At 69.8% G+C, this 23,309-nt stretch carries 25 protein-coding genes; 17 read left to right on the forward strand and 8 right to left on the reverse strand.

What is annotated here, in order from left to right; all coding sequences use genetic code 11:
- The first annotated feature begins 61 nt into the window (after window positions 1-61).
- The 3 genes from ACI7BZ_RS09820 to ACI7BZ_RS09830 all read left to right on the forward strand — a co-directional run bounded on the left by ACI7BZ_RS09820 (window position 62) and on the right by ACI7BZ_RS09830 (window position 3,069).
- Window positions 62-772 (forward strand): response regulator, encoded by a 711-nt coding sequence (locus ACI7BZ_RS09820; RefSeq protein ID WP_414116978.1) that lies wholly within the window; start codon window positions 62-64, stop codon window positions 770-772.
- On the forward strand, window positions 769-2,154 hold the full coding sequence (locus ACI7BZ_RS09825; protein WP_414116979.1) for an ATP-binding protein: 1,386 nt from the start codon (window positions 769-771) through the stop codon (window positions 2,152-2,154). The genes ACI7BZ_RS09820 and ACI7BZ_RS09825 overlap by 4 nt, the downstream gene beginning before the upstream one ends.
- 66 nt (window positions 2,155-2,220) lie before the next feature.
- Window positions 2,221-3,069, forward strand: a complete 849-nt coding sequence (locus tag ACI7BZ_RS09830; RefSeq protein ID WP_414116980.1) for a tRNA nucleotidyltransferase — start codon at window positions 2,221-2,223, stop codon at window positions 3,067-3,069.
- A 9-nt stretch (window positions 3,070-3,078) separates the two neighbouring features.
- Here ACI7BZ_RS09830 and ACI7BZ_RS09835 read toward each other — a convergent pair whose 3' ends face one another.
- Window positions 3,079-3,435, reverse strand: coding sequence for a tRNA-binding protein (locus tag ACI7BZ_RS09835; protein ID WP_414116981.1), 357 nt, complete (start codon window positions 3,433-3,435; stop codon window positions 3,079-3,081).
- Window positions 3,436-3,562: 127 nt separating this feature from the next.
- Here ACI7BZ_RS09835 and ACI7BZ_RS09840 point away from each other — a divergent pair, with 127 nt between their 5' ends.
- Entirely contained in the window at window positions 3,563-4,351 is a 789-nt protein-coding gene (locus tag ACI7BZ_RS09840; protein ID WP_414116982.1) for a VHL beta domain-containing protein, read from the forward strand.
- A 475-nt stretch (window positions 4,352-4,826) separates the two neighbouring features.
- Here the strand turns inward: ACI7BZ_RS09840 and ACI7BZ_RS09845 are convergent, their stop codons facing one another.
- Both ACI7BZ_RS09845 and ACI7BZ_RS09850 read right to left on the reverse strand, forming a co-directional pair.
- Window positions 4,827-6,125, reverse strand: coding sequence for an ATP-dependent DNA helicase (locus tag ACI7BZ_RS09845; protein ID WP_414116983.1), 1,299 nt, complete (start codon window positions 6,123-6,125; stop codon window positions 4,827-4,829).
- Window positions 6,122-7,123: an adenosine kinase gene (locus tag ACI7BZ_RS09850; RefSeq protein WP_414116984.1), complete on the reverse strand. Its 1,002-nt coding sequence runs from the start codon at window positions 7,121-7,123 to the stop codon at window positions 6,122-6,124. The genes ACI7BZ_RS09845 and ACI7BZ_RS09850 overlap by 4 nt, the downstream gene beginning before the upstream one ends.
- Window positions 7,124-7,427: 304 nt before the next feature.
- On the opposite strand from ACI7BZ_RS09850, the gene glmM reads away from it, so the two are divergent.
- Window positions 7,428-8,771 carry a phosphoglucosamine mutase gene (gene glmM / locus ACI7BZ_RS09855; protein ID WP_414116985.1) on the forward strand — a complete coding sequence of 448 codons (1,344 nt, stop codon included), beginning with the start codon at window positions 7,428-7,430 and terminating at the stop codon, window positions 8,769-8,771.
- 318 nt (window positions 8,772-9,089) lie between these two features.
- Window positions 9,090-9,770, forward strand: a complete 681-nt coding sequence (locus ACI7BZ_RS09860; protein ID WP_414116986.1) for an outer membrane protein — start codon at window positions 9,090-9,092, stop codon at window positions 9,768-9,770.
- A gap of 40 nt (window positions 9,771-9,810) precedes the next feature.
- On the opposite strand, the gene ACI7BZ_RS09865 is transcribed toward ACI7BZ_RS09860, so the two are convergent.
- Window positions 9,811-10,212, reverse strand: coding sequence for a response regulator transcription factor (locus ACI7BZ_RS09865; protein WP_414116987.1), 402 nt, complete (start codon window positions 10,210-10,212; stop codon window positions 9,811-9,813).
- 88 nt (window positions 10,213-10,300) lie between these two features.
- On the reverse strand, window positions 10,301-10,702 hold the full coding sequence (locus ACI7BZ_RS09870; protein WP_414116988.1) for a response regulator: 402 nt from the start codon (window positions 10,700-10,702) through the stop codon (window positions 10,301-10,303).
- Between the two features lie 164 nt (window positions 10,703-10,866).
- Between ACI7BZ_RS09870 and ACI7BZ_RS09875 the strand changes: the two genes are divergently transcribed.
- Window positions 10,867-11,343 (forward strand): type II 3-dehydroquinate dehydratase, encoded by a 477-nt coding sequence (locus ACI7BZ_RS09875; protein ID WP_414119133.1) that lies wholly within the window; start codon window positions 10,867-10,869, stop codon window positions 11,341-11,343.
- Window positions 11,340-12,293, forward strand: a complete 954-nt coding sequence (locus ACI7BZ_RS09880; protein WP_414116989.1) for a 2-hydroxyacid dehydrogenase — start codon at window positions 11,340-11,342, stop codon at window positions 12,291-12,293. Before ACI7BZ_RS09875 ends, ACI7BZ_RS09880 begins: the two co-directional genes overlap by 4 nt.
- 12 nt (window positions 12,294-12,305) lie before the next feature.
- Here the strand turns inward: ACI7BZ_RS09880 and ACI7BZ_RS09885 are convergent, their stop codons facing one another.
- Together ACI7BZ_RS09885 and ACI7BZ_RS09890 are read right to left on the reverse strand one after the other, a co-directional pair.
- On the reverse strand, window positions 12,306-12,728 hold the full coding sequence (locus ACI7BZ_RS09885; RefSeq protein ID WP_414116990.1) for a YciI family protein: 423 nt from the start codon (window positions 12,726-12,728) through the stop codon (window positions 12,306-12,308).
- A gap of 113 nt (window positions 12,729-12,841) precedes the next feature.
- Window positions 12,842-13,780 (reverse strand): LysR family transcriptional regulator, encoded by a 939-nt coding sequence (locus ACI7BZ_RS09890; protein ID WP_414116992.1) that lies wholly within the window; start codon window positions 13,778-13,780, stop codon window positions 12,842-12,844.
- A 222-nt stretch (window positions 13,781-14,002) separates the two neighbouring features.
- On the opposite strand from ACI7BZ_RS09890, the gene ACI7BZ_RS09895 reads away from it, so the two are divergent.
- The 7 genes from ACI7BZ_RS09895 to ACI7BZ_RS09925 all read left to right on the forward strand — a co-directional run bounded on the left by ACI7BZ_RS09895 (window position 14,003) and on the right by ACI7BZ_RS09925 (window position 20,780).
- Window positions 14,003-15,457 carry a 4-hydroxyphenylacetate 3-hydroxylase family protein gene (locus ACI7BZ_RS09895; protein WP_414116993.1) on the forward strand — a complete coding sequence of 485 codons (1,455 nt, stop codon included), beginning with the start codon at window positions 14,003-14,005 and terminating at the stop codon, window positions 15,455-15,457.
- A complete protein-coding gene (locus tag ACI7BZ_RS09900; protein WP_414116994.1) occupies window positions 15,454-15,969 on the forward strand; it encodes a flavin reductase family protein in 516 nt (171 codons plus the stop codon). The genes ACI7BZ_RS09895 and ACI7BZ_RS09900 overlap by 4 nt, the downstream gene beginning before the upstream one ends.
- Before the next feature lie 11 nt (window positions 15,970-15,980).
- Complete coding sequence (locus ACI7BZ_RS09905; protein ID WP_414116995.1) at window positions 15,981-16,400, forward strand: RidA family protein; 420 nt, start codon at window positions 15,981-15,983, stop codon at window positions 16,398-16,400.
- A gap of 288 nt (window positions 16,401-16,688) precedes the next feature.
- On the forward strand, window positions 16,689-17,720 hold the full coding sequence (locus ACI7BZ_RS09910) for an ABC transporter substrate-binding protein (protein WP_414116996.1): 1,032 nt from the start codon (window positions 16,689-16,691) through the stop codon (window positions 17,718-17,720).
- A gap of 201 nt (window positions 17,721-17,921) precedes the next feature.
- The gene (locus ACI7BZ_RS09915; RefSeq protein ID WP_414116997.1) at window positions 17,922-18,773 is read left to right on the forward strand and encodes an ABC transporter permease; all 852 of its coding nucleotides are present in this window, start codon (window positions 17,922-17,924) and stop codon (window positions 18,771-18,773) included.
- A complete protein-coding gene (locus tag ACI7BZ_RS09920; protein WP_414116998.1) occupies window positions 18,773-19,618 on the forward strand; it encodes an ABC transporter permease in 846 nt (281 codons plus the stop codon). Before ACI7BZ_RS09915 ends, ACI7BZ_RS09920 begins: the two co-directional genes overlap by 1 nt.
- Before the next feature lie 28 nt (window positions 19,619-19,646).
- Window positions 19,647-20,780: an ABC transporter ATP-binding protein gene (locus ACI7BZ_RS09925; protein ID WP_414116999.1), complete on the forward strand. Its 1,134-nt coding sequence runs from the start codon at window positions 19,647-19,649 to the stop codon at window positions 20,778-20,780.
- A gap of 130 nt (window positions 20,781-20,910) precedes the next feature.
- On the opposite strand, the gene ACI7BZ_RS09930 is transcribed toward ACI7BZ_RS09925, so the two are convergent.
- The gene (locus tag ACI7BZ_RS09930; protein ID WP_414117000.1) at window positions 20,911-21,564 is read right to left on the reverse strand and encodes a DUF1028 domain-containing protein; all 654 of its coding nucleotides are present in this window, start codon (window positions 21,562-21,564) and stop codon (window positions 20,911-20,913) included.
- Between the two features lie 42 nt (window positions 21,565-21,606).
- Between ACI7BZ_RS09930 and argE the strand changes: the two genes are divergently transcribed.
- Window positions 21,607-22,779: an acetylornithine deacetylase gene (gene argE, locus ACI7BZ_RS09935; protein ID WP_414117001.1), complete on the forward strand. Its 1,173-nt coding sequence runs from the start codon at window positions 21,607-21,609 to the stop codon at window positions 22,777-22,779.
- 9 nt (window positions 22,780-22,788) lie between these two features.
- The gene (locus tag ACI7BZ_RS09940) at window positions 22,789-23,229 is read left to right on the forward strand and encodes a GlcG/HbpS family heme-binding protein (protein ID WP_414117002.1); all 441 of its coding nucleotides are present in this window, start codon (window positions 22,789-22,791) and stop codon (window positions 23,227-23,229) included.
- The last annotated feature ends 80 nt before the right edge of the window (window positions 23,230-23,309 follow it).

The raw sequence follows: 23,309 nt of genomic DNA on the forward strand, positions 1-23,309 counted from the left end.
ATGCAGACCCTTCGGACCGAACGCCCCCACCCTGCGCGCGCCCGCCCCCGGGAGCGCCACCATGGCTGACGCCCCCGCCCCGGCGATGCTGCCGGACGATGCGCCCCACCTTTTGGTGGTGGATGACGACAGCCGCATCCGCACCCTGCTTTCCCGCTTCCTGATCGAGAACGGCTATCGCGTCTCCACCGCGGCCTCGGCGGCCGAGGCGCGCAGCCGGCTGGAGGGCCTGGCCTTCGACCTTCTGGTGCTGGACGTGATGATGCCGGGGGAGAGCGGCCTCGACCTCGCCCGCGACCTGCGCCGTTCCTCCGCCGTGCCCATCCTGATGCTCACCGCCCGCTCCGAGACGGCAGACCGCATCACCGGCCTGGAGGCGGGGGTGGACGATTATCTCGCCAAGCCGTTCGAGCCGCGCGAGCTGCTTCTGCGCATCGGCTCCATCCTGAAGCGGGCGCTGCCGCCGCCGCAGAAGGCCATAGAGAGCGTGCGCTTCGGCGATTTCAGCTTCCACCTGGAGCGCGGCGAGCTGTCCCGCAACGGCGAACTTGTGCGCATCACCGAGCGCGAGCGCGACATGCTGCGCGCCCTGGCCGAGGAGCCGGGCGAAACCGTTCCGCGCCTCGCTTTGGCCGGCGGGGGGGCCGCCAGCGAGCGGGCGGTGGACGTGCAGGTGAACCGCCTGCGCCGCAAGCTGGAGCGCGACCCGGCCAATCCCATGCACCTGCAGACCGTGCGGGGGATCGGCTATCGCCTCGTGGTGACCCCTTGAGCGTGGCGGACAGCGGCCCTTCGGGACTGAAGACCTTCGCCGGCTGGCTGCGGACCGCCAATGCCCGCTTCGCCGCCTGGTTCAACCGGGTGACGCCCAAGGGCCTCTACCCGCGCTCGCTGCTCATCATCGTCACCCCCATGGTGATCCTGCAGTCGGTGGTGGCCTTCGTGTTCATGGAGCGCCACTACAATACGGTGACGCGCCGCCTCTCCGCCGCCGTCAGCCAGGACATCTCCGCCGTCGTCGCCCTCTACGACGTGCTGCCGAAGGACAAGGAGCTTTCCGCGCTGCGCCGCATCGCATGGCGCAACCTGGGCCTCAACGTGGCGGTGCTGCCGCCGGACCCGCTGCCCCCGCCCGGGCCCAAGCCCTTCTTCTCGGTGCTGGACAGCGCCCTCTCCCGCGAGATCGGCCGGCGGGTGAAGGCGCCGTTCTGGATCGACACGGTGGGCCGCTCCAACCTCATCGAGGTGCGGGTGAAGATGGATGATGCGGTGCTGCGCATCTTCGCCCAGCGCAATGCCGCTTATGCCTCCAACTCGCATATCTTCCTGTTGTGGATGGTGGGGACGAGCCTGGTGCTGCTGACCGTCGCCATCCTGTTCCTGCGCAACCAGATCCGCCCCATCGAGAACCTGGCCGACGCGGCCGAGGCCTTCGGCAAGGGGCGGGACGTGGAGAATTTCCGCCCCCGCGGCGCCCGCGAGGTGCGGCGCGCCGCCGTGGCCTTCCTGGAGATGAAGCGGCGCATCGAGCGGCAGATCGAGCAGCGCACCACCATGCTGGCCGGCGTTTCCCACGACATGCGCACCATCCTCACCCGCTTCAAGCTGGAACTGGCCTTCCTGCCGGAGGGCGAGAGCGAGGCGCTGAAGAAGGACGTGGACGAGCTGCAGGGCATGCTGGAAGCCTACCTCGCCTTCGCCCGCGGCGACCCGGGCGAGCAGGCGGCGCTGACCGACATGAGCGAGCTGATCGAGGATCTGCGCCTCAATGCCGAGCGCGACGGCGCCACCGCCACCGCCAGCTTCATGGGCCCGCCTTTGGTGGAGGTGAAGGCCGACCAGCTCAAGCGCTGCATCGGCAATCTCGTGAACAATGCGGTGCGCCACGCCGGAACGGTGGCCATTTCCGGCAACCGCGATGCGCGCTGGCTGATCGTGACCGTGGACGACGACGGGCCGGGCATTCCCGAGGAGAAGCGCGAGGAGGTGTTCCGCCCCTTCCTGCGCCTCGACGATGCGCGCAACCAGGATGCCGGCGGCTCCGGCCTCGGCCTGTCCATCGCCCGCGACGTGGCCCGCGCCCATGGCGGCGATGTCACCCTGGCCGACAGCCCCATGGGCGGGCTCAGGGCCACCGTGCGCATTCCGGTTTAGCTCATAGTTTAGGCATGCCTAGAGCTTGGGCTTGCCCCGCTTCGCCGGCTGATGATCCTATGCGCCATGGACAAGACGCCGGCTTCCCTTCCCTTCGATCTGGTGCAGACCCATCCGGGCCTCGCGCTGCTGCGCCTCGCGGCGCTGATGGCCGAGGGCGGGGCGGCGGACGACGACACCCTCGACCTCATGTTCGAGCAGATGGAGGTGGGTGCGCTGGACGGCCTTTCCGGCGCCGAGATCTGGGCCGAGCTGGCGCGCGGGCTGATGGGAGCGCGGCCGGGCGCCATGGTGAAGGCGCTGCGCGAATGCGGCGTGCTGGACATCATCCTGCCGGAGGTTGCCGCCGTGTTCGGCGTGCCGCAGATCACCGATACGGCGGACGAGATCGACCTCGGGGTGCTCCTGGTGGCCGCGCTGGACGCCGCGGCCGGGCGCGGCGCGCCCCTGGAGGTGCGCTTCGCCCTCATGGTGATGCATGCGGGCAAGTCGGATTCCCCGCGCGAGCACCTGCCGGTGCACTACCGCCACATGGAGCGGGCCATTCCGCGCATCGAGGCCATCTGCGATCGCCTCGCCCCGCCGCAGCTGTGCCGCGACCTGGCGCTGCTGGCGCTGAACGAGTGCGAGCGGGTGCACCGCACCTCGCCGGTGCGCGCCGGCCCGGTGGCGGCCATGCTGGAGCGCACCGGCGCCTTCCGCGATCCCGAATTGTTCGAGAAGCTGCTGCTGGTGGCCACCTGCGATTACTTCGGCTACGGCGACAAGGAGGGCGACACCCACCCCAAGGCGGAACTCTTGCGTGCGGCCCGCGACGCCTGCGCCGGCGTGGACGCGGAGGTGGACGACCCCGGCATGGCCCGCGCCCAGGCCATCGCCACCGCCTTCAGGTCGGAGCGGTGGGCGCAGGCCTGAGCGCCCCCCTCAGAACAACCGCCCGCCGTCCGGCACCTTCACGCTGGGGGAGATGAGCACCACCGCGCCATTCTCATCGGGAAAGCCCAGGGTGAGCACCTGCGACATGAACGGCCCGATCTGCCGCGGCGGAAAATTCACCACCGCCGCCACCTGCCGGCCCACCAGCTCCTCCAGGGCGTAGTGCACCGTGATCTGGGCGGAGGAGCGCTTCACCCCGATATCCGGCCCGAAATCAATGGTGAGCTTGAAGGCGGGCTTCTTCGCCTGCGGGAACGGCTCCGCTGCCACGATGGTGCCGACGCGGATGTCCACTTTCAGGAAGTCGTCGAAGGTGATGGCGGGGGATGCGCGCTCGTCGGACATGATGGCCTTCCGCTGGGGATGCCCTTTTATAGCAAGGACCGCGGCACCGCGCCTGGCCTGAGCTTGACAGTAGCAGTGCGGAAAAATATCAACCTTGTGTTAACCATACGGGTCGGGGGGCGGCGCGGTGTCCATCAGGTCTTCCATCATCGCTGGGTTTGTTGCTCTCGCCGCCCTTGGGGCGACCCTTCCCGCCGCGGCGCAGGAGACGGCCTATGACCGCTCCGGCCGCTGGAAGATTACCGCGGTGTTCGCCAACAACCAGTTCGGCTATTGCGCGGCGGATCTCGACAACGGCAAGGCGGAGCTGCGCATCGGCACGGACGGGCGCTCGTGGCAGATCGGCGTGCCCTTCTATGACAAGACCGGGCCGGTGGAGGTCTATTACGGCTTCGGCGGCGCGGCGGAGGTCGGCACCTTCCATGCGGAGGGGGACGGCTGGGCTTCCATGATGATCAATAACGATCAGCTCAACGCCTTCCGCACCCTGCCGGACTTCTCCGTGAACCTCGACCGGGGCGAGCAGACCTTCAATCTGAACGGCGCCGCGGCCGCCCTCGACAAGGCCCGCGAATGCGCCCGCAACCGCGGCCAGAAGCCCTCCCCGCCGCCGCAGCAGACCACCGGCAGGAACTGCCCGGTCCCCGGCAGCGTGCGCTCGCTGAACAGCAATGCGCCGGTGACGGTGAACTTTGTCAATCTCTCCAAGATCCCGCTGAACATCATGTGGATCGACTTCAACGGCGAGTGGAAGAAATACCACACGCTGGCGCCCGACTCCCACAAGATCCAGAAGACCTTCGGCACCCACCCCTGGATCGCCGTGGACGCCCGCGGCAATTGCCACGGCGGGGTGATGTACGGCAATCCCGCGTCGCGGGACGAAGGCGACAACATGTTCCAGATCTGGGAGTGAGGGGGCGGGCGTACCGGCCCTCACCGCCGTCATGCTCCGGCTCGACCGGAGCATCCACCCCTCCACCCCGCGCCGGCCCCGGCCGGACCATGGGCCCTCCGGTCAAGCCGGAGGGTGACGGCGGGAGAGGCGGGCGGACGCCGGGACTTCCGCGCCGCTGTCCATGGATATGTTCGCCGCGGCCATGATCCGATACCGCCGTCATGCTCCGGCTTGACCGGAGCATCCCTCCCTCCGCCCCGCACCGGCCCCGGCCGGACCATGGACCCTCCGGTCAAGCCGGAGGGCGACGGCGGGAGAGGCGGGCGGACGTCGGGGGCAAACGCATGCGCCTGCACCGATCCCGCATCCTGGCCGACTGCAGCGCAGCGCAGTGGAGGGAGAGCCGGGGTCCAGCGCCAGGACTCCCGCGCAGCGGGGCAAAACCTTCCGTCGCCGGGTTCGGCACCGCCTTGAAGCCTTGGACATGCCCCCCTCACCCCTCAAACCGCTCCATGAACCCCGCCACGGTCCGGTCCACCCGCACATCCCGGCCGGTAATCGCCCGCACCAGCGAAAGCCCCTCCAGCGTGCGCGCCCGCGACAGCGCCACATAGGCCTGTCCTGGCGCAAAGGCGCCGTCGGCGAAGTCGATGCGCACGTCGTCCAGCGTCAGGCCCTGCGCCTTGTGCATGGTGAGGGCCCAGGCGGGGGCTAAGGGCAATTGGGTGTAGGTGCCCACCACCTGCGCCTCGATGCGGCCGCCCGGCTCGTCCCAGCCGTAGCGGATGCGCTCCCAGGTGAAGGCGTCGATCTCCACAATGGGGCCGGAATCCAGCTTCACCACCGCCGAATGGGGGCCGAGGTCCTTCACCGTGCCCACCGAGCCGTTGACCCAGCGCCGCGCCGGATCGTTGCGCAGGGCCATCACCCGCGCGCCGCGCTTCAGCACCAGCTTTTCCGCCACCGGCAGGCGGTCGCCCTCCAGCCCGAACTCGCCCTTGAGCTGACCGCCGAACTCGCGCCCCGCGTCCGGCAGGGCCGCAAGGCCGCGGGCGTTGTAGGCGTCGGCGCGGGCATTGGTGGGGGTGAGCAGCACCGGCTGGGCACCGTCCCGGTGGGGCCGCACGCAGGCCGCGTTCAGCGCCTCGGCGGCCTCGCGCGCGCCGCGCCCGCGCCGCAGCGCGTCCAGCATGGCGATGAAGGCGCGGTCGGTCTGGCGGTGCACATGGGTGAAGGGCACGCCCACCACGTCGCGCCCGTCCAGCGCCTTGGCGTGGAAGGCGAACGGCCCCTCGTACCCCATCCGCCCCAGCATCTCCTGCTCGGCAAACGGCACCACGGGGGGCAATTGCAGGAAATCCCCCACCAGCACCATCTGCACCCCGCCGAACGGCTCGGACGTGTCGCGGGCGATGCGCAGCGAAATGTCGATGGCGTCCATGAGGTCGGCGCGGACCATGGAAATCTCGTCGATCACCACCCGGTCCAGCTTCTTCAGAAGCCGGCGCACCTGCACCCGGGGCTTCACCTCGTCCGGGTTCATCAGGCGCGGGGGAATGCCGAAGAAGGAATGGATGGTCTGCCCGCCCACCTGCAGCGCCGCCACCCCGGTGGGGGCGAGGAACACCTGTCGCCCCCGCGGCGTCTTGCGCAATTCGTGCAGGAAGGTGGTCTTGCCCGTGCCCGCCCCGCCCAGCACCATCAACAGCGGCGTGCGCGCGTCGATGGCGGCGAGCGCCCGGGCGCTCGCGTCGTCCGGCTCGATCGGGGCGGGCAGGCCGGTGTCGCTCACAGGATCAGGCCGGCCTCGCGGGCGAGGTCGAGGAGGGGCCGCTGGGGCCGCGCGCCCATCTGGCCGATGATCTCCCCCGCCGCCAGCGCGCCGAGGCGGAGCGCGGTGGCCGGGTCGAGGCCGCGCGTGTAGGCGGAAAGGAAGCCGGCGGCGAACAGGTCGCCCGCCCCGGTGGTGTCCACCACCCGCTCCACCGGATGGGCCGGCACGCTCACCACCGCGCCGGCGGTGACGAAGGAGGCGCCCTTCTCCGAGCGCGTCACCACCGCCTCCCGCGCCTCGCCGCGCAGGGCCACCAGGGCGGCGTCGAAATCGGCGGTCGCATAGAGGGATTTCAGCTCGCCCTCGTTGCAGAACACGAGGTCCACCGTGCCGTCCTTCACCAAGGCGCGGAATTCGGCCCGGTAGCGGTCCACGCAGAAGGCATCCGAGAGGGAGAGCGCCACCTTGCGTCCCGCGCCATGGGCCAGCCGCGCCGCGGCAAGGAAGGCCTCCTTGGCCGGCGGCGGGTCCCACAGATAGCCTTCCAGATAGGTGACGGCGGCGCTCTCCACCGCTGCCTGGTCGATGTCGGCGACGGTGAGGTTCTGCGCCGCGCCCAGATAGGTGTTCATGGTGCGCTCGCCGTCCGGCGTCACCAGGATGAGGCAGCGGGCGGTGGCCGGCCCGTCGGTGGCGGCGGGGGTGGAATAGGCGACGCCGGCGGCGCGGATGTCGTGGCCGAACACGGTGCCCAGTGCGTCCGCTTTCACCCGGCCGATGAAGCCCGCCCGCCCGCCGAGGGAGGCGATGCCCGCCGCGGTGTTGGCGGCCGAGCCGCCGGAGGCTTCCGTTCCCGGCCCCATGGCGGCATAGACCGCTTCCGCCCGCGCCTCGTCGATGAGCGCCATGCCGCCCTTGGCCATGCCGTTCTGGGCGAGGAAGTCCTCCTCGGCGCGGGAAAGGACATCGACAATGGCATTGCCGATGGCGAGGACGTCGAGGGCGGTGGCGGTCACGGGCGATGCGTCTCCGTAGAAAGATCGGCGGAGCGGTAGCATTGCCGCGGGCTTGCGCGCAATCATGCCATGGCGCCGCGCGGTCCACACCGGCCCTTAACCGTGGCCGTGGAAGATGCCCCGGCCGGCGGCGCAAGGTCGTCCGCGCCCTTCGCGCGGTTGCGCTGGTCGAGCATTTTCAACGGGTCGTGCCGCGTTTGCGCTGCGTCTTCGTGTCGGTGCGGTCACGAGAAGTGATCGCAAGGCCGGCGCGGGAGTGCTAAAGGCCACCGAACCCTCGTGGAATCATGGGACGAGAGGGATTATGTCGCGCAGATATTTCGGAACGGACGGGGTGCGCGGGCGGGCCAATGCGTCGCTCACCGCAGACCTCGCGCTTCGCGTGGGCATGGCGGCGGGGCTTGTCTTCCGCCGGGGCGAGTATCGCCACCGGGTGGTGATCGGCAAGGACACCCGCCTGTCCGGCTATATGATTGAAAATGCGCTGGTGGCGGGCTTCACCTCGGTGGGCATGGATGTGCTGCTGCTCGGCCCCATGCCGACCCCGGCGGTGGGCATGCTCACCCGCTCCATGCGCGCCGACCTGGGCGTGATGATCTCCGCCTCGCACAATCCGTATGACGACAACGGCATCAAGCTGTTCGGCCCGGACGGCTTCAAGCTCTCCGACGAGGTGGAGCGCGAGATCGAGGCGCTGATCGACGAGGACCTCTCCCGCCAGCTCGCCAAGCCCGCCGAGATCGGCCGCGCCCGCCGGTTGGAAGGCGTGCATGCCCGCTATATCGAATATGCCAAGCGCACTTTGCCGCGGAACCAGTCGTTCGACGGCATGCGGGTGGTGGTGGATTGCGCCCACGGCGCCGGCTACCGCGTGGCGCCCGAGGCGCTGTGGGAGCTGGGAGCCGAAGTGATCGCCATCGGCGTCGAGCCGGATGGCATGAACATCAACCGCGACGTGGGCTCCACCTCGCCCGCCGCCCTGGCCGCCAAGGTGCACGAAGTGCGCGCCGACATCGGCATCGCGCTGGACGGCGACGCCGACCGGGTGATGATCGTGGACGAGAAGGGCCACACGGTGGACGGCGACCAGCTCATGGCCGTGGTGGCCGAGAGCTTCAAGGAGGACGGCCGCCTCGCCCGCGACGGGCTGGTGGCCACCGTCATGTCCAATCTGGGCCTGGAGCGGCACCTGGCGGGGGAGGGCATCACCATGGCCCGCACCGCGGTGGGCGACCGCTACGTGCTGGAGCGCATGCGGGCCGACGGCTACAATGTGGGCGGCGAGCAATCCGGCCATATCATCCTGTCCGATTATTCCACCACCGGCGACGGCCTGGTGGCGGCGCTGCAGGTGCTGGCCGTGGTGGCGCGGCAGGGCAGGCCGGTGTCGGAAGTGTGCCACCGCTTCGATCCCTTGCCGCAGATCCTCAAGAACGTGCGCTATGCCAGCGGCCGGCCGCTGGAGGACGAGGGCGTGAAGACCGCCATCGCCGATGCCGAGCGGCGCCTCGCCAATCACGGCCGCCTCATCATCCGCCCCTCGGGCACCGAGCCGGTGATCCGGGTGATGGGGGAGGGCGACGACCGCGACCTGGTGGAGGATGTGGTGGACGAGGTGATCGGCGCCCTGCAGAAGGCGGCGGCCTGACCGCCCGCGTGACGATGCCACCCCCCGGGGGATGCGCGCAGCGTCCTTCGGTCCGTTTCAGCCTCCGGGCCGGGTATGCCCCGGCCGGGGGCGGGCCGGCCTTCCGCCCGGGCGCAGGCGGTTCGGCGTGGATGGCCGGCGCCTGCAGGCCCCGCGCTTCGCCCTTGAAGCCGCGCACGGGGGGCGCGGCGCGCCCCGCCGGCTTAACCGCTTGTCAGGGTTAAGCCGGCCTTAAGCATCCCGTGACAAGGTGCCCGCAGGCGGGTTCTTGCTCGGGTTGCTGCAATGTTGCGTGGTGGAGTGGCGGCAGGGTGGTGGATGGCCGGTGTGGCCGCGGTACTGCTTCTGTGCGCCTCGGGCGAGGGGCGGGCGGCGGACCCGGCGACGGAGCCGGCCATCGACCTGAGCCGGCTGGGCAAGGCCGGCGACTTCACCCTGACGCCCCCCGATGTCTCCGAGGACGCGCCCAGCGGCTGGTATCTGCGCGGCGACGCCGGCTTTGCGGCCGCCACCGGCGGCGCCATCGCCCTTGCCGGCGTGCCCACGGGCCTTGACCTGGACGGCTCGGGCTGGTCGGTGGGCGCCGGCCTCGGCTATCGCCTCGCCACCTTCCTGCGGGCCGAGGCGAGCCTGGACTATCTGGCCCTCGGCGCGGCGGATTCGGCCTTCGGCCGGCTGCGCTCCAGCGCCACCGTGGCGCTGGCGAGCCTTTATTGGGACGTGATCACCATCTCCGGCTTCACGCCCTATCTCTCGGCCGGCGCGGGCTTTGCCATCAACAGCCTGGATGTGCCGGCCGCCCTTGCGCCCGCGGGCAACGACTGGTCGTTCGCCTGGTCGGCCGGGGCCGGCGTGTCCTATGCCCTCAATCCCCGCCTGAGCCTCGATCTCGGCTACCGCTATGCGAGCCTGGGCGCCCCCGGCTATGCGGGCGGCGTTTCGGCCGGCGAACTGGGCGCCCATCAACTGCGCCTCGGCGTGCGCTACATGCTGCAGTGAGCGGCCCGGGCCGGCATCCAAGCCGGCCTCCAAGCCGGCCTCAGGGCCGGTGGCGGTCGCGACGGGCCATGAGCCAGCGGATGCGGTCCACCACCTGCTGCGGCTGGTAGGGCTTGCCCACCTGCGGGCCGTCGTCGCACAGCGCGCTGGCCTGGGCTGCCGCCATCACCGGCGCGCCGGCCAGAACGATCTTGATGCGCGGATGGGCCTGGCGCAGCCAGTGGGCGAGGGCGAAGCCTTCGAACGCGCCCTGCGCCCCGGCGTCGGCGAGAACCACGTCGATGCGCGCCGCCTCCGTCGCAAGGAGCGCGCGCGCCTCCTCCCCGCTCGCCGCCTCCAGCACGGTGTAGCCGCAGCTGCGCAGATAATCGGCGATGACGTGGCGTACCAGGATGTCGCCATCCACCACGAGGATGGTCGCGGCCGGGGTGGGATCGCTCATGCCGGATGCCTGCCCGGGCGGCCGAGGGGCGGGCGCGGCGCCTGCCCGCCACCCGCCCGGCACCGGGTGAAGGCCGGGGGCGGTGGCCTCATGCGGTGCGCGCCGCGCCCAGCTGGTGGCGGATGAGCTGGATCACCGTCTCGATCCGGTAGGGCTTGGCCAGGAAGGGCGCCACCAGGGCGGCCACCGCCCCGTCGAGATGGCCGGAAGTGAGGATCACCGGCAGGGCCGGACGCTCCGCCCGCAGCCGGCGGGCGAATTCGTAGCCGTCCAGGGTGCCCTCGGTGCGCACGTCGGTGAACACCACGTCCACTGCGAGGCCGGCGCGGATCGCGTCATAGGCCTCCCCGGCGGAGGCAGCCTCGATCACCGTGAGCCCCGCCTCGCGCAGCTCGCCGGCGGTGACCATGCGCACCAGCGCGTCGTCCTCCACGAGGAGCACGGTGCGGGTGGCGGCCGCGGGGATTTGGGACGGGCGCAGGGAGGACATGAGCGGTGCGATCCTGCAGGTTCGTGCCGCGGACAACGCACAGGCCGGGCACCGGTTCCCCGCCGGCGCGGAATCGGAAAAGCCGATGCGCGCCATTTTCATTTTCGATTGGCCGGGCGCCGGCGCGCGGGTCACAGTCAAAAGCCGCACCCTTGCTGGCCGGGATGGACATGGTGGCCCTGACGCTCTTCTTCCTCAATGGACCCAACGCCAACCTCTACGGGCTCGATCCGTCCGGCACCTATGGCAGCGAGAGCTTCGCCGCCATCCGCGCCCGCTGCCTCGCCCATGCGGCGAGCCTGGGCGTCGCCCTGGATTTCCGCCAGTCCAACCATGAGGGCGTGATCGTGGACTGGATCCAGGAGGCCCGGGGCAAGGCGGATGCCATCGTCATCAATGCGGCGGGCCTCACCTATACGTCCATCGCCATCCTCGATGCCTTGCTGGCCTTCGACGGGCCCATCATCGAGGCGCACATGAGCAACATCTGGAAGCGGGAAGCCTTCCGCCACCATTCCTTCGTGTCGCGGGCCGCCACCGGGGTGGTGGCGGGGCTCGGCGCGCTGGGCTACGAACTCGCCATCGGCGCCGCCGCGCAGCTTGCGGCGCAAGGGGCGCAGGCCGGGGTGGCGGAGGGATGAGCGTGGGCGGGGCACTGGTGTTTTACAGCGCGTTCGACGCGCCGGGCGAATGGACCGCGGCGCTTAAGGCGGCAATGCCTGGCCTCGACGTGCGGGTGGCGCGGGTGCCCGACGGGGCGGTGGAGGGCGATCCGGCGCAGGTGGAAACCGCCCTCGTCTGGAAGCCGCCGCACGGCTTCTTCAGCGCCTTTCCCAACCTCTCCCTGGTCATCAACCTGGGCGCGGGGGTGGATGCGCTGGTGGCGCGGGACGACCTGCCGGACGTGCCCGTCACCCGCCTGTCGGACCCGCACATGGCGCAGATGATGGCCTCCTTCGTGCTGTTCGCGGTGCTGCGCCACGCCCGCGACATTCCCGCCTTCGAGAAGGCCCAGCGCGAGCGCCGCTGGCATTACCTGCACCCGCGCGTCGCCGGCGAGATCCGGGTGGGGGTGTTGGGCCTGGGCGAGCTGGGCGCAGCCGCGGCGCTGGAGATCGCCCGCCACGGCTTCGACGTGCGCGGCTGGTCGCGCAGCCCGAAGACGCTGCCCGGCATCGCCTGCGCGTCCGGCATCAAGGCCCTGCCGGGCTTCCTCGCCGCCGCCGACATCCTGGTGGTGATGCTGCCCCTGACGCCGCAGACCCGCGGGCTCCTGGACGCGGAGCGGCTGGCCCTGCTGCCCGAGGGGGCGGCATTCATCAACGTCGCCCGCGGGCCGGTGGTGGACGAGGCGGCGCTGATCGGCGCGCTGCGCGCGGGCCGGATCGGCGCGGCCACCCTCGACGTGTTCGAGGTGGAGCCCCTGCCGGCGGAAAGCCCGCTCTGGGGCATGGAGAACGTGCTCGTCACCCCGCATCTGGCCTCGGTGGCGATCCCCGCGAGCGCCGCCGCCCAGATCGCCGAGAACATCCGGCGGGTGAAGGCGGGCGAGGCGGTGCTCAACCGGGTGGACCCCGGCCGGGGCTATTAGCCGGGGCCGGCCTCAGCGCCCGGCGATGATGTCCCGGGCGCGCTCGTGCGGGGCGAGGGAGGCCTCGGTCACGGCGTCGCCGAAATCGTCCATCTCGTAGAGCGGGCGGATCTCGATCTCGCTCGGGCCGGGCATGGGGTTGGGGCAGCGCTTCACCCAGGCCACCGCCTCGTCCATGTCGCGGACCTGCCACAGCCAGTAGCCGGCGATCAGCTCCTTGGTCTCGGCGAAGGGGCCGTCCATGACGATGCGTGCGGCGCCGTCGAAGGCCACGCGCCGGCCGTGGGCGGAGGGCTTCAGCCCGTCGCCGGAGAGCATGATGCCGGCCTTGGCCAGCTCCTCGTTATATTGGCCCATGGCCTCCATCAGCTCGGCGGAGGGCATCACGCCCGCCTCGCTGTCGGCCGTCGCCTTTACGATCACCATCACGCGCATGGTCGCTCTCCTGCGTGCCGGGCCACCGGCCCCATGCCCCAAGGACGCAGCCTGCCTTGGGGTTCCGACACGGGGGGCGCGAATTTTCCGGCCCGTGCCAACCGCCCGTGCCGTCAGTCCATGTCGGGGGCGATGGAGCCGGGCGCGAACATGCCGCCGGGGGAGAAGGCATCGGACAGGAAGCGGGCGAACACCTCCACCGCCGGGCGCATGGGCTGGCGGCGCAGGGACAGGCGCATGACGCGCACCGGCGGCAGGCGCTCCTTCAGCGGGCGCACCGCAACGCGGCTGCCGTCATAGGCCATGGTGGTGCGCGGCGAGGCATTGTGCAGCGTGTAGCCCCGCTTCTGCCCCACCAGGCCGCGGATCAGCTCGTAGGAGCGCGAGCGGTAGGCGATGCGCGGGGAGATGCCGAGGGCGTCGAACAGGGAGAAGAAATAGTCGCGGGTATGGGGCAGGTCGTAGAGCAGGAAGGGTTCGTCCGCCACCTCCTTCAGCGCCACCGCACGCTGCGCGGCGAGGGGATGGTCGGCGGCGAGCACCAGGAGCGGCGGCAGATCGATGAGGATCTCGCCGGCCAGTTCCTCCGGCACCGCATAGCCGTAGGACACGGCCAGCTCCAGGCGGCCGGAGAGGATGCCGTCGATGATTTCGCGCTGGTCGCCCTCTTCGAGCTTCACGGTGATGCCCGGCTGCACCTGCGCGAAGCGGGCCAGCAGGGCCGGCATGAAGCGGGGCGCGATGGTGAGGAAGCAGCCCAGCGAGATTTCCCCGCGCAGGGTATCGCCGAGGGACTGGGCGCTCTGGGTGAAGTCGCGGGCATGGGCCAGCAGGTGCCGCGCCTCGTTCACATAGCGCTGGCCGGCCGGGGTGAGGGAGATGCCGCGGGCGTGGTGGCGGATGAACAGGTTCACGCCCAGCTCCTGCTCGGTCTGGGCGATGGCGGCGGAGACGGAGGGCTGGGAGACGTTGAGCAGGCGGGCCGCCTCGGTGACGTTGCCGCAATCCGCCGCAGCCACCACGTAGCGCAGGGCACGCAGGGAGAGGTTCATGGCCGGCGTGCGGGAATGGCCGGCAATGCCTTGAACGGACGAATATTTCCGGCAATGAGGCAGGGGGCGGGCAAAGGCACGTCGCAAGGGCTCCAGTGAGGCCATACTGTGCCGCATTGATCTGGATCAGAAAAGCCGATCCTTTCGCCAGAGAGAAAATATTTTATCAATCCGTCGCGCTGCCCCACCTTTGGGCATGACCAATTCGGGAGCAGGCGCGAGATGATCAGGACCGGTGCGGCCTATAAGGAGGGCCTGCGCGACGGGCGCGAGATCTGGATCGACGGCGAGCGCGTGGGCGACGTCACCACCCACCCCGCCTTCAAGCCCATCGTGGATATCAAGGCGCGCATGTACGACCTGCACCACGAGGAGGCGAGCGCGCCGGCGCTCACCTATGTGGACGAGAATGCCGTCCATTCCATCTTTCACCAGCCGCCCACCGAGACCGCCCATTGGGAGGCCAAGCGCAAGGGCGTGGACATCCTTCTGAAGGACGTGGGCGGCGTCGTCACCCGCGTGGGCGACGAAACCATCGGCGAGATGTGGTCGCTGCAGGACGGCCGCGACATGCTGGCCGAGATCGACCCCCGCTTCGCCGACAATATCGACCGCCACATCAAGCGGGTGGTGGAGGAGGACCCGTTCCACGTCTCCGCCAACACCGATCCCAAGGGCGACCGCTCCCGCCACATCTCCGAGCGCGACCCGGACATGATGGTGCATGTGACCCGGGAGACGGACGCCGGAATCATCATCCGCGGCGCCAAATACGAGACCGCCGCCGCTTACGCCGACCAGGCCTATCTGAAGCCCACCGTGGGCGCCTGGACCGACGAGAAGGAAAGCGACTACGCGCTGGGCTGCATCGTGAAGATGGGCGCGCCGGGCGTGAAGCACATCTGCCGCTCTTCCTTCGCAGGGCGCAGCAACCCCGCCGATTATCCCCTCGCCAACCGTTATGACGAGGTGGATACGCTGGTGATCTTCGACGACGTGCTGATCCCCTGGGAAGATGTGTTCTTCTATCGCTACACCAGGGCGGCGCAGTTCGTGCGCGGCACGCTGCACCGCTATTCGGCCTATCCTTATGTCCTGCGCCTGCTCTACGTGGCCGACATGATGATCGGCGCGGCGCTGTGGAACGCCAAGCAGACCGGCCTCGACAAGCTGCAGTCGGTGCAGGAGAAGCTGGCGGACCTCGCCGTGTACCGCGAGGGCGTCAACGCCCACCTCGTCGCCTCCATCGCCTTGGCGGAGAAGAGCCCGGCGGGCCTGCTGATGCCCAACCAGTCCATCCTTTATGCCGGCCGCGTGCTGGCCTGCTCCCAGCTGCCGACGATGATGCACGCCACCCGCGAGCTGATCGGCGGCCAGATCTGCGTCACGCCCAATATTGCGGCGTTCGAGGCGGAGGGCACCAGGGACTGGCTGAAGAAGTTCTACACCCTGAACGACAATTGGGAATCGGAAGACCGGCGCAAGCTGCTCGCCTTTGCCCGCGATCTGGTGTCGTCCGACTATGCCGGCCACCGCCTCGCCTTCGTGCAGTTCGCCCAGGCGCCGCACTTCAACCATCTGGCGGCGGTGTACAAGAGCTTCGACTTCTCCGGGCCGCTGGATTTCGTGCGCCGGACGGCGGGCCTCTCCGACACTGTGATGGGCTCGCTGAAATGAGCGCGCCCGGTGACATCTTCCCGGTCGATGCCGGCCTGTTCCGCGAGGCCATGCGCCGCATGGCGTCCGGCGTCGCGGTGATCGCCACCGACGGACCGGCGGGCCGCGCGGGATTGACCGTCTCCTCCCTCGCCTCTTTGTGCATGGAGCCGCCTTCGGTGATCCTGTGCATCCATGAGCAGAGCGGCGCCCTGAAGGTGATCGAGGCGAACGGCGTGTTCGTCGCCAACGTGCTGGCGCATCATCAGGCAGGGGTGTCGGACGCCTTCGCCGGACAGGTGCCGCAATTCCGCGAGGACCGGTTCGCCTGCGCCGCATGGCGCGCGGCGGCGAGCGGGGCGCCGGTGCTCGACGGCGCGCTGATGAGCTTCGACTGCCGCCTCGCCACCCACCATGCCTACGGCACCCACCGCATCGTCGTCGGCGCGGTGACCGCCGTGCACGGCCTTGAGGGCGAGGCCGAGCCGCTGCTCTACGCCAACCGCGCCTACCGGCGCCTGACCGCTGCATGAGGCCAACAACCGTGCCGACCCACACCCGCATCCGCCCGTTCAACACCAAGGACGCCTACCCCGAGCAGAAGCTCGACAACGACGTGTGCATGGCCGTCCGCGCCGGCAATACCGTGTATCTGCGCGGCCAGACCGCCATGGACCTTGACGGCAACATCGTCGGCATCGGCGATGCCGCCGCCCAGACGGAAAACGCCATGGCCTGCGCCAAGGTGCTGCTGGAGGAGGCCGGGGCGCGGCTGGAGGACGTGGTGAAGATCGTCATCTACATCACCGACCGGGCCTATCGCGAGCCGGTCTACCGGGTGGTGGGCGCGTGGCTGAAGGGGGTCTATCCCGTCTCCACCGGCCTCATCGTGCAGGGCCTCGCCAAGCCGGAATATCTGATGGAGATCGACATCACCGCCGAGATCCCGGCCGGGCCCGCGTAAGGCCGCGGGGCTGCCGCCGGACGGGCGGTGCAGCCCGATGCCCCGCCACGGCGGGCGCGCCGAAGCCGCTGCGGCCGGGTCCTTCTCCTCGCATCCCCTGCGGTGCGGGGAGCGCATCTGTTGCCGCAAGTATAAAATGATTGATCAGATAAAAATACTTGGAACTATCGAATTTACTGTTCCATCCCTGTGCAGATATACGTAGATTTACGTAATGCGCCCGATGCCGCATGTGCGGGGCGCCAGCCAAAAGCAGCCGCCGCAAAGGCGGTTCCAGAGGAGAGACGAATGAAAGCCAAACTGGTTGCGCTCGGCCTTGCGCTGGCCGCCCTTGCGGCGGGTCCGGCGAGCGCCGCGGAAAAGCTGGTGGTGAGCACGTGGGGCGGCAGCTTCCGCGACCTCATCGCCGAGACCATCGCCAAGCAATTCACCGCCGACACCGGCGTCGAGGTGGAATACATCACCGGTGGAACCATCGACCGCCTGAACAAGGCGAAGCTCGCGAAGGGTTCGCCGGAGAGCGACATCACTTTCACAACGGCGCACGTGGGTTGGCTCTATGCCACCGACGGCCTGTTTGAGGAGCTGGACCTGTCGAAGGTGCCGAATGTCGCGAAGCTCGTGCCTCAGGCGAAGGTGAGCCCATACCACATCGGCGCCTGGGCCTATGTCTACACCATCGGCTACCGGCCGGACCTGACCCCGAAGGCCATCACCTTCGGCTCCTGGGCGGACCTGTGGAATCCCGAGTTGAAGGGCATGGTCGCCGCCCCCGATTTCGACCCCAGCCACATCATCGCAGTGGCGGCATTGCTGGCCGGCGGCTCCCCGGCGGACTGGCAGAAGGGCGAGCAGAAGCTCCTCGCGCTCAAGCCCAACTTCAAGGCCTTCTACACCAACGACGCCAACTCCCAGCAGCTCATCGCCACCGGCGAGACGCCGGTCCAGATCATGCTGTCCATGAACGCCTATTACATGATCGGCCAGGGCGTCCCGATCAAGCTGGTCATCCCCAAGGAAGGCGGCGTTCTGGGCATCGACACCATGGCCATCATGAAGGGCTCCAAGAAGCAGGAGCTGGCGCAGAAGTTCATCAACACCGCCCTCGATCCCGTGGTCCAGGGCCAGATCGCCGAACTGAAGAAGGGCTCGCCCACCGTCCTCGGCGCCAAGGTGAGCGCGGAGACGGCCAGGCTTCCGGGCGTATTCACCACGGCCGAGCAGTGGGAGAAGCAGACCATCATCATCGACCACAAGCTGCGCGCGGAGAAGACCGCCGAGTGGCGCAAGTGGTTTTCGGAGAACATGATCGCCAGGTGAGGACCCGCCGGGGCGAAACCTTCGCCCCGCAGGACCCCTTCACCCGGCGATGATGGAGCGCGGCGCGCGGCCGCTTCCGTTAGACTGCCCTGACCCGGAAGCGGTCAAAGCACCGCGGCGGATGGGGAGGGCGGGCCCCCTGCCTACCCTCCCCACCGTCCCGGAGCCGTGCCGGGACGGCCTCAAGACCGGTCGAGATCCATGAACAAGCGCCCCTTCCTTGCCCTGTTCGTCACGCCCGCCGCGCTGGCCGCGCTGGCCTCCGCTGCGGCGCTGGCGGCGATCCTGCAATATGCCTTCCGCGCCTACGTGCCCGGCTCGCTCGATCCCGGCGGCTTCTCCCTCGCCAATTTCGCGGCTCTGCTGCGTCCGCTCTACGGGCAGGTGTTCCTGCAGACCGTCTGGATCTGCCTTTTGACGGCGCTCATCACCCTGGTGGTGGCCTATCCCCTGGCCTTCGCGCTGGTGCGCGCCCGCAACGCCTTCCTGAAGTCCTTCCTTCTGATCACCGCGGTGACGCCGCTCTTCCTGGGCGAGGTGGTGCGCACCTATTCGTGGATCATCGTGCTGGGCAACACCGGCTTCCTGAACTCCATCCTGAAGGGTGCCGGCCTCATCGACCGGCCGCTGCAGATGATGTTCACCACCTTCGGGGTGGTGGTGGCGCTGGTGCATGTGACGCTGCCGGTGATGGTGATCATGCTGGCCGCCGCCCTCTCCCACATCGACCGGGACTATGAGAAGGCGGCCATCTCGCTGGGCGCCGGGCCGGTGAAGGCGTTCCTGACGGTGACGCTGCCGCTCTCCATGCCCGGGGTGGTGGCGGGGCTTTCCACCGCCTTCGCCTGGACCTTCTCGGCCTTCGCCACCCCGCAGATGATCGGCGGGGGGCGGGTGAGCATGGTGTCCACGCTGGTCTACCAGCTGGGATTCGCCTCCTTCAACTTCCCTTTCGCCGCGGCGCTGTCGGTCACCGGCCTTGCCCTCACCTTTGCGGTGCTGGCCATGGCGCGGCAGGCCATCCGCCCGCTTGAGAAGATCGGAGCGCACTGATGCCGGGGCCTTCCTCCTCCCGCCTCATTCCCGCGCGCCTGGGCGAGCGGCTGTTGAAGATCGCCGGCTGGGTGGTGGTGTCGCTCATCGTCGCCTTCATCATCCTGCCGGCGGCGGTGGTGGCCATCTCCGCCTTCAACGATCGCGCCATCCTGTCCTTCCCGCCGCAGGCCTTTTCGCTGCGCTGGTTCCAGCGCGCCTTTTCCTACCGGGACTTCGCCGAGGGCTTCCGCCACGGCCTCATCATCACCGCCTTTGCCTCCACCATCGCCCTGTTCGTGGGGGCGGGCTTTGCCTTCGCGCTGGACCGCTACAGCTTTCGCGGCAAGGCGGCGCTGGAGGCGATCCTGGCCTCGCCGCTGGTGATCCCGCACTTCACCATCGGCCTCGGCTTCCTCATCCTCGCCGCGCAGATCCATGCCACGCGCACCTTCGCCCTGGTGATCGTCTGCCATGTGGTGCTGGTGCTGCCGTTCGTGATGCGCTCGGTCTATGTGTCCCTGCACAATCTCGATGGACGGCTGGAACTGGCGGCCGCCAGCCTGGGAGCGCGGCCGGGCATGGCGCTGGTGACGGTGACGCTGCCGCTGCTGCTGCCGGGGCTGTTCTCCGGCTGGCTGTTCGCGGCCATCCTCTCCTTCAACGAATTCACCGCCTCCCTGTTCGTCACCGCCCAGGCGACCCAGACCCTGCCGGTGGCCATGTACAATTACGTCCGCGAATATGCCGATCCCACCCTCGCGGCGCTCTGCGTCATCTACATCGTGGTGACGGCGGGTCTTCTCACCATCGCCAACATGTTTCTCGGCCTCGGAAAGGTGCTGAACGTTGAGCATGCCCGCTGAACGCCGCGAACCGGAGGATCGCGCCTCCATGTCCTCTCCCGCCTCCTCTCCCGCCTCTTCCCCCGCGCCTGCGCCCGCCCGCCGGGTGGGGGTGCAGATCGACGGCATCACCAAGAGCTTCGGCGACGCCACCGCCCTCCATGAGGCGTGGCTGAAGATTGCGGACGGCGAGTTCATGACGCTGCTGGGTCCCTCCGGCTGCGGCAAGACCACCCTGCTCAATCTCATCGCCGGCTTCCTGGAGGCGGACGGCGGCGAGATCTTCGTCGGCGGGCGCCTGATGACCGAGACGCCGCCCTATGAGCGCGAGATCGGCGTCGTGTTCCAGAATTATGCCCTGTTCCCCCACATGAGCGTGGCGAAGAACGTGGGCTATGGCCTGCGCATGCGCGGCGTGCCGAAGCGCGAGATCGCGGCGCGGGTGGCGCAGGCGCTGGCGCTGGTGAAGCTTTCCGATTTCGGCGACAGGAAGCCGCGCCAGCTGTCCGGCGGCCAGCAGCAGCGCGTGGCGCTGGCCCGCGCCCTCGTCATCCGTCCGAAGGTGCTGCTGCTCGACGAGCCGTTCTCGGCGCTGGACAAGAATTTGCGCGGCGCCATGCAGGTGGAGCTGAAGGAGATCCAGCGCCAGCTTGGCGTCACCACCATCTTCGTCACTCACGATCAAAGCGAGGCCCTGTCCATGTCTGACCGCATCGCGGTCATGTCGCAGGGGCGCATCCGCCAGGTGGGCACGCCCGACGAAATCTACCGGCGGCCGGCCGATCCCTTCGTCGCCTCCTTCGTGGGGGATGTGAACGTGCTGCCCGGCCGGCTGGAGCGGCGCATCGGCGAGGTGGCCAGCGTCATCGTGGCGGACGGGCGGATGCAGGTGGCGGCGCAGACCCTGGAGGGCGTGGCTCCCGGCGCGGCGGTGGACCTGTTCGTGCGCCCGGACGCGGTGCGCATCGCCGAGGGCGACGGGCTCATCACCGGAACCGTGGCGACCCATGTCTACCAGGGCTCCCACGTGGATGTGCTGGTGGACGTGCCGGCGGCGCGGGGCGGGCGTGTCACCGTGCGGGTGCCGGGCCATGATGCGACCACCCGCTGGCCCGCCGGCGTGCGCGTGGGCCTCGACATGGCGGCCGGGGATGCGGTCGCCTTCGCCAGCGATGCGCCCTGAGGCACCGGCCCGTGGCGGCCGGCACGGGCCTTCGGAAGCCGGGCGCCGTGGCCGGCGCGCGTCCTTAGAAGCCGGGCGCCGTGGCCGGCGCGGGTCCTTAGAAACCGGGCGCCGTGGCCGGCGCGGGTCCTTAGAAACCGGGCGCCGTGGCCGGCGACCGGGCGCGGCTTTCGAAGGCCGCCTGCTCGGGGGCGTAGCGGTCCCAAAGGGTGCGCAGGGCAAGGATGGGGGCTTCGTTCCAGTCCACCCGCAGGTCCACCACCGGCCAGTCGTGGGTGCGGGCCACGTGGAGGCCCGCCGCGTGCTCGTCCCCCGTCTCCCCGCCGGCGGCAAGGCCGGCCTCCAGGGCGCGCATCAGGCGTTCCGCCAGCGGCAGGCCGGCATGGGCAAGGAAGGTGTCGCGCATGGCCTCCGGCACCGCCGCATTGGCCAGCAGGTTGCCCAGCGCGATGCAGTCCGGCCCCGTTGCCACGGCAGCAATGGGCAGGGCTTCATCGCCGGAATGCCACGCCACCTGCCCGTAGCGGTCGATGACGCTGGCCTGCCGATATGCGGGGTCCGCCGTTCCCGCCAGCAGCGTGGCGAGCACGCCGCCCGCGCCCACTCCCTGCCGCAGCAGCGCCAGGCCGGCCGGGCCCAGCGCCGGATCGGTCACATTCTGCGTGGTGACCAGCCCCAGCGGGCTCACCCACGCGCACCGGCTGGCGACGCAGATGGAGGACGAGGTGATGGCAACGCCGAAGGCGCCGGTCTGCCCGCAGCGGGCGGCGATGGAATAGGTCATTTCCTTCTCCTTTTCCCGTATTTCTAGCGAGTGAAAACAACAATGCAAGTCACTGTGGAAGAAATACTTGGAAAGTTGATATCTGTTTCATCTATTGCAGATACGCCCAATGAAGAGATCGTCGCCCGCATTGCGGCGATGGCGGCGCCCTTCGCCCGCGTGCGCCGCCTGCCCGATGCCGTCGGCAGGAAGACCGCGCTGCTACTCTCCATCGGCCCGGACGATCGGCCCGGCATCGTCCTGTCCGCCCACACCGACGTGGTGGCGGTGGAGGGGCAGCCCTGGACCAGCGATCCCTTCGCCCTCACCGCGCGCGGCGAGCGCCTTTTTGGCCGCGGCACCAGCGACATGAAGGGCTTTGTCGCCTGCGTGCTGGGCGCCCTGCCGGCCTTCGCCGCGGCGGCGGGCGCAACGCCGGTGCATGTGGCCCTCTCCTATGACGAGGAGATCGGCTGCAAGGGCGCCGCGGACCTGGTGGCGGCGGTGGCCGCGCTGCCGGCGCGCCCGCTCCTGTGCATCGTGGGCGAGCCCACCGGCATGAAGGTGAAGCGGGCCCACAAGGGCAAGGGCGCATGGCGGCTGACGGCGCTGGGGCGCACCGGCCATTCCGCCTTGCCCCACCAGGCGGCCAATGCGGTGACCGCGCTGGCCCGCCTCGCCGCCCGCCTCGCCGATCTTGCGGACGCGCTGAAGGACGGTCCGCAGGACGCCGCCTTCGATCCCCCCTACGCCACCCTGCACCTGGGCTCGCTGCATGGCGGCGGCGCGCTCAATGTGGTGGCGGACCGCGCGGTGCTGGAATTCGAGCTTCGCTCCATCCCGGGCGGCGATGCGGCGGGGGTGTTCCGGCACATCGAGGCGCTGGTGGCGCAGGCGCGCGCCGGGCTGAAGGCGCAGGCGGAGGAGGCGGACATCCTCCTTGAGGAGCTGTGCGCCTATCCCGCCCTCGCGACGCCCGCCGATGCGCCCGCGGCCGCCGCGGTCGCCCGCCTGTGCGGTGACAATGACGCGCCCGGCACCCTCGCCTTCGGCACCGAGGCCGGGCTCTATGCGCAGGCCGGCATTCCCACCCTCGTCTGCGGGCCCGGCGACATCGCCCGCGCCCACAAGGCGGATGAATGGATCGGCCGCGACGAGCTGGCCGCGTGCACGGGCATGCTTGCCCGCCTCGCCGAGGCCATCCGCCGCCCCGCCCCCGAATGGATCGTGCGCTGAGAGGACAAGATGGACCAAAGCAGGATGGACCCGCCCCCGCTGACCCGCCCCGCCGTGAAGCTGACCCATGCGGGCGCGCTGGTGGCGCTGGGCGCCGCCGTCGCCAGGGCGCAGGAGATGGGGGTTGCGCAGAACATCTCCATCGTGGACGAAGGCGGCAACCTCCTCGCCTTCGTGCGCATGGACGGGGCCAAGCTCCTGTCGCGCGAGACCTCGCTCTCCAAGGCCATCAGCGCCGCCTCCCACCGCCAGCCCACCAGCCGGCTTGATCCGGCGCTGGAGCTGAAGCTGGCCATCGCCGCGGGCGGGCGGCTCACCAATCTGGAAGGCGGCTTCCCCATCATCCTGGACGGGGTGTGCGTGGGCGGCATCGGCGTGGGCTCCGGCAAGGGCAGCGAGGATGTGGAGGTGGCCAAGGCCGCGCTGGCCGCGCTGGGCGCGCAGATGTGAGGCGCGGGGCGTGAGGGTCTTCCCCCCCCCCCGGGGGCGTTGAGGTTGGCGCCGCAGGATGCGGGGCGGTGCGTCCTTTG

Origin of the sequence: Xanthobacter sp. AM11 (assembly GCF_047444035.1) — a bacterium.
Classification (GTDB): Bacteria; Pseudomonadota; Alphaproteobacteria; order Rhizobiales; family Xanthobacteraceae; genus Xanthobacter.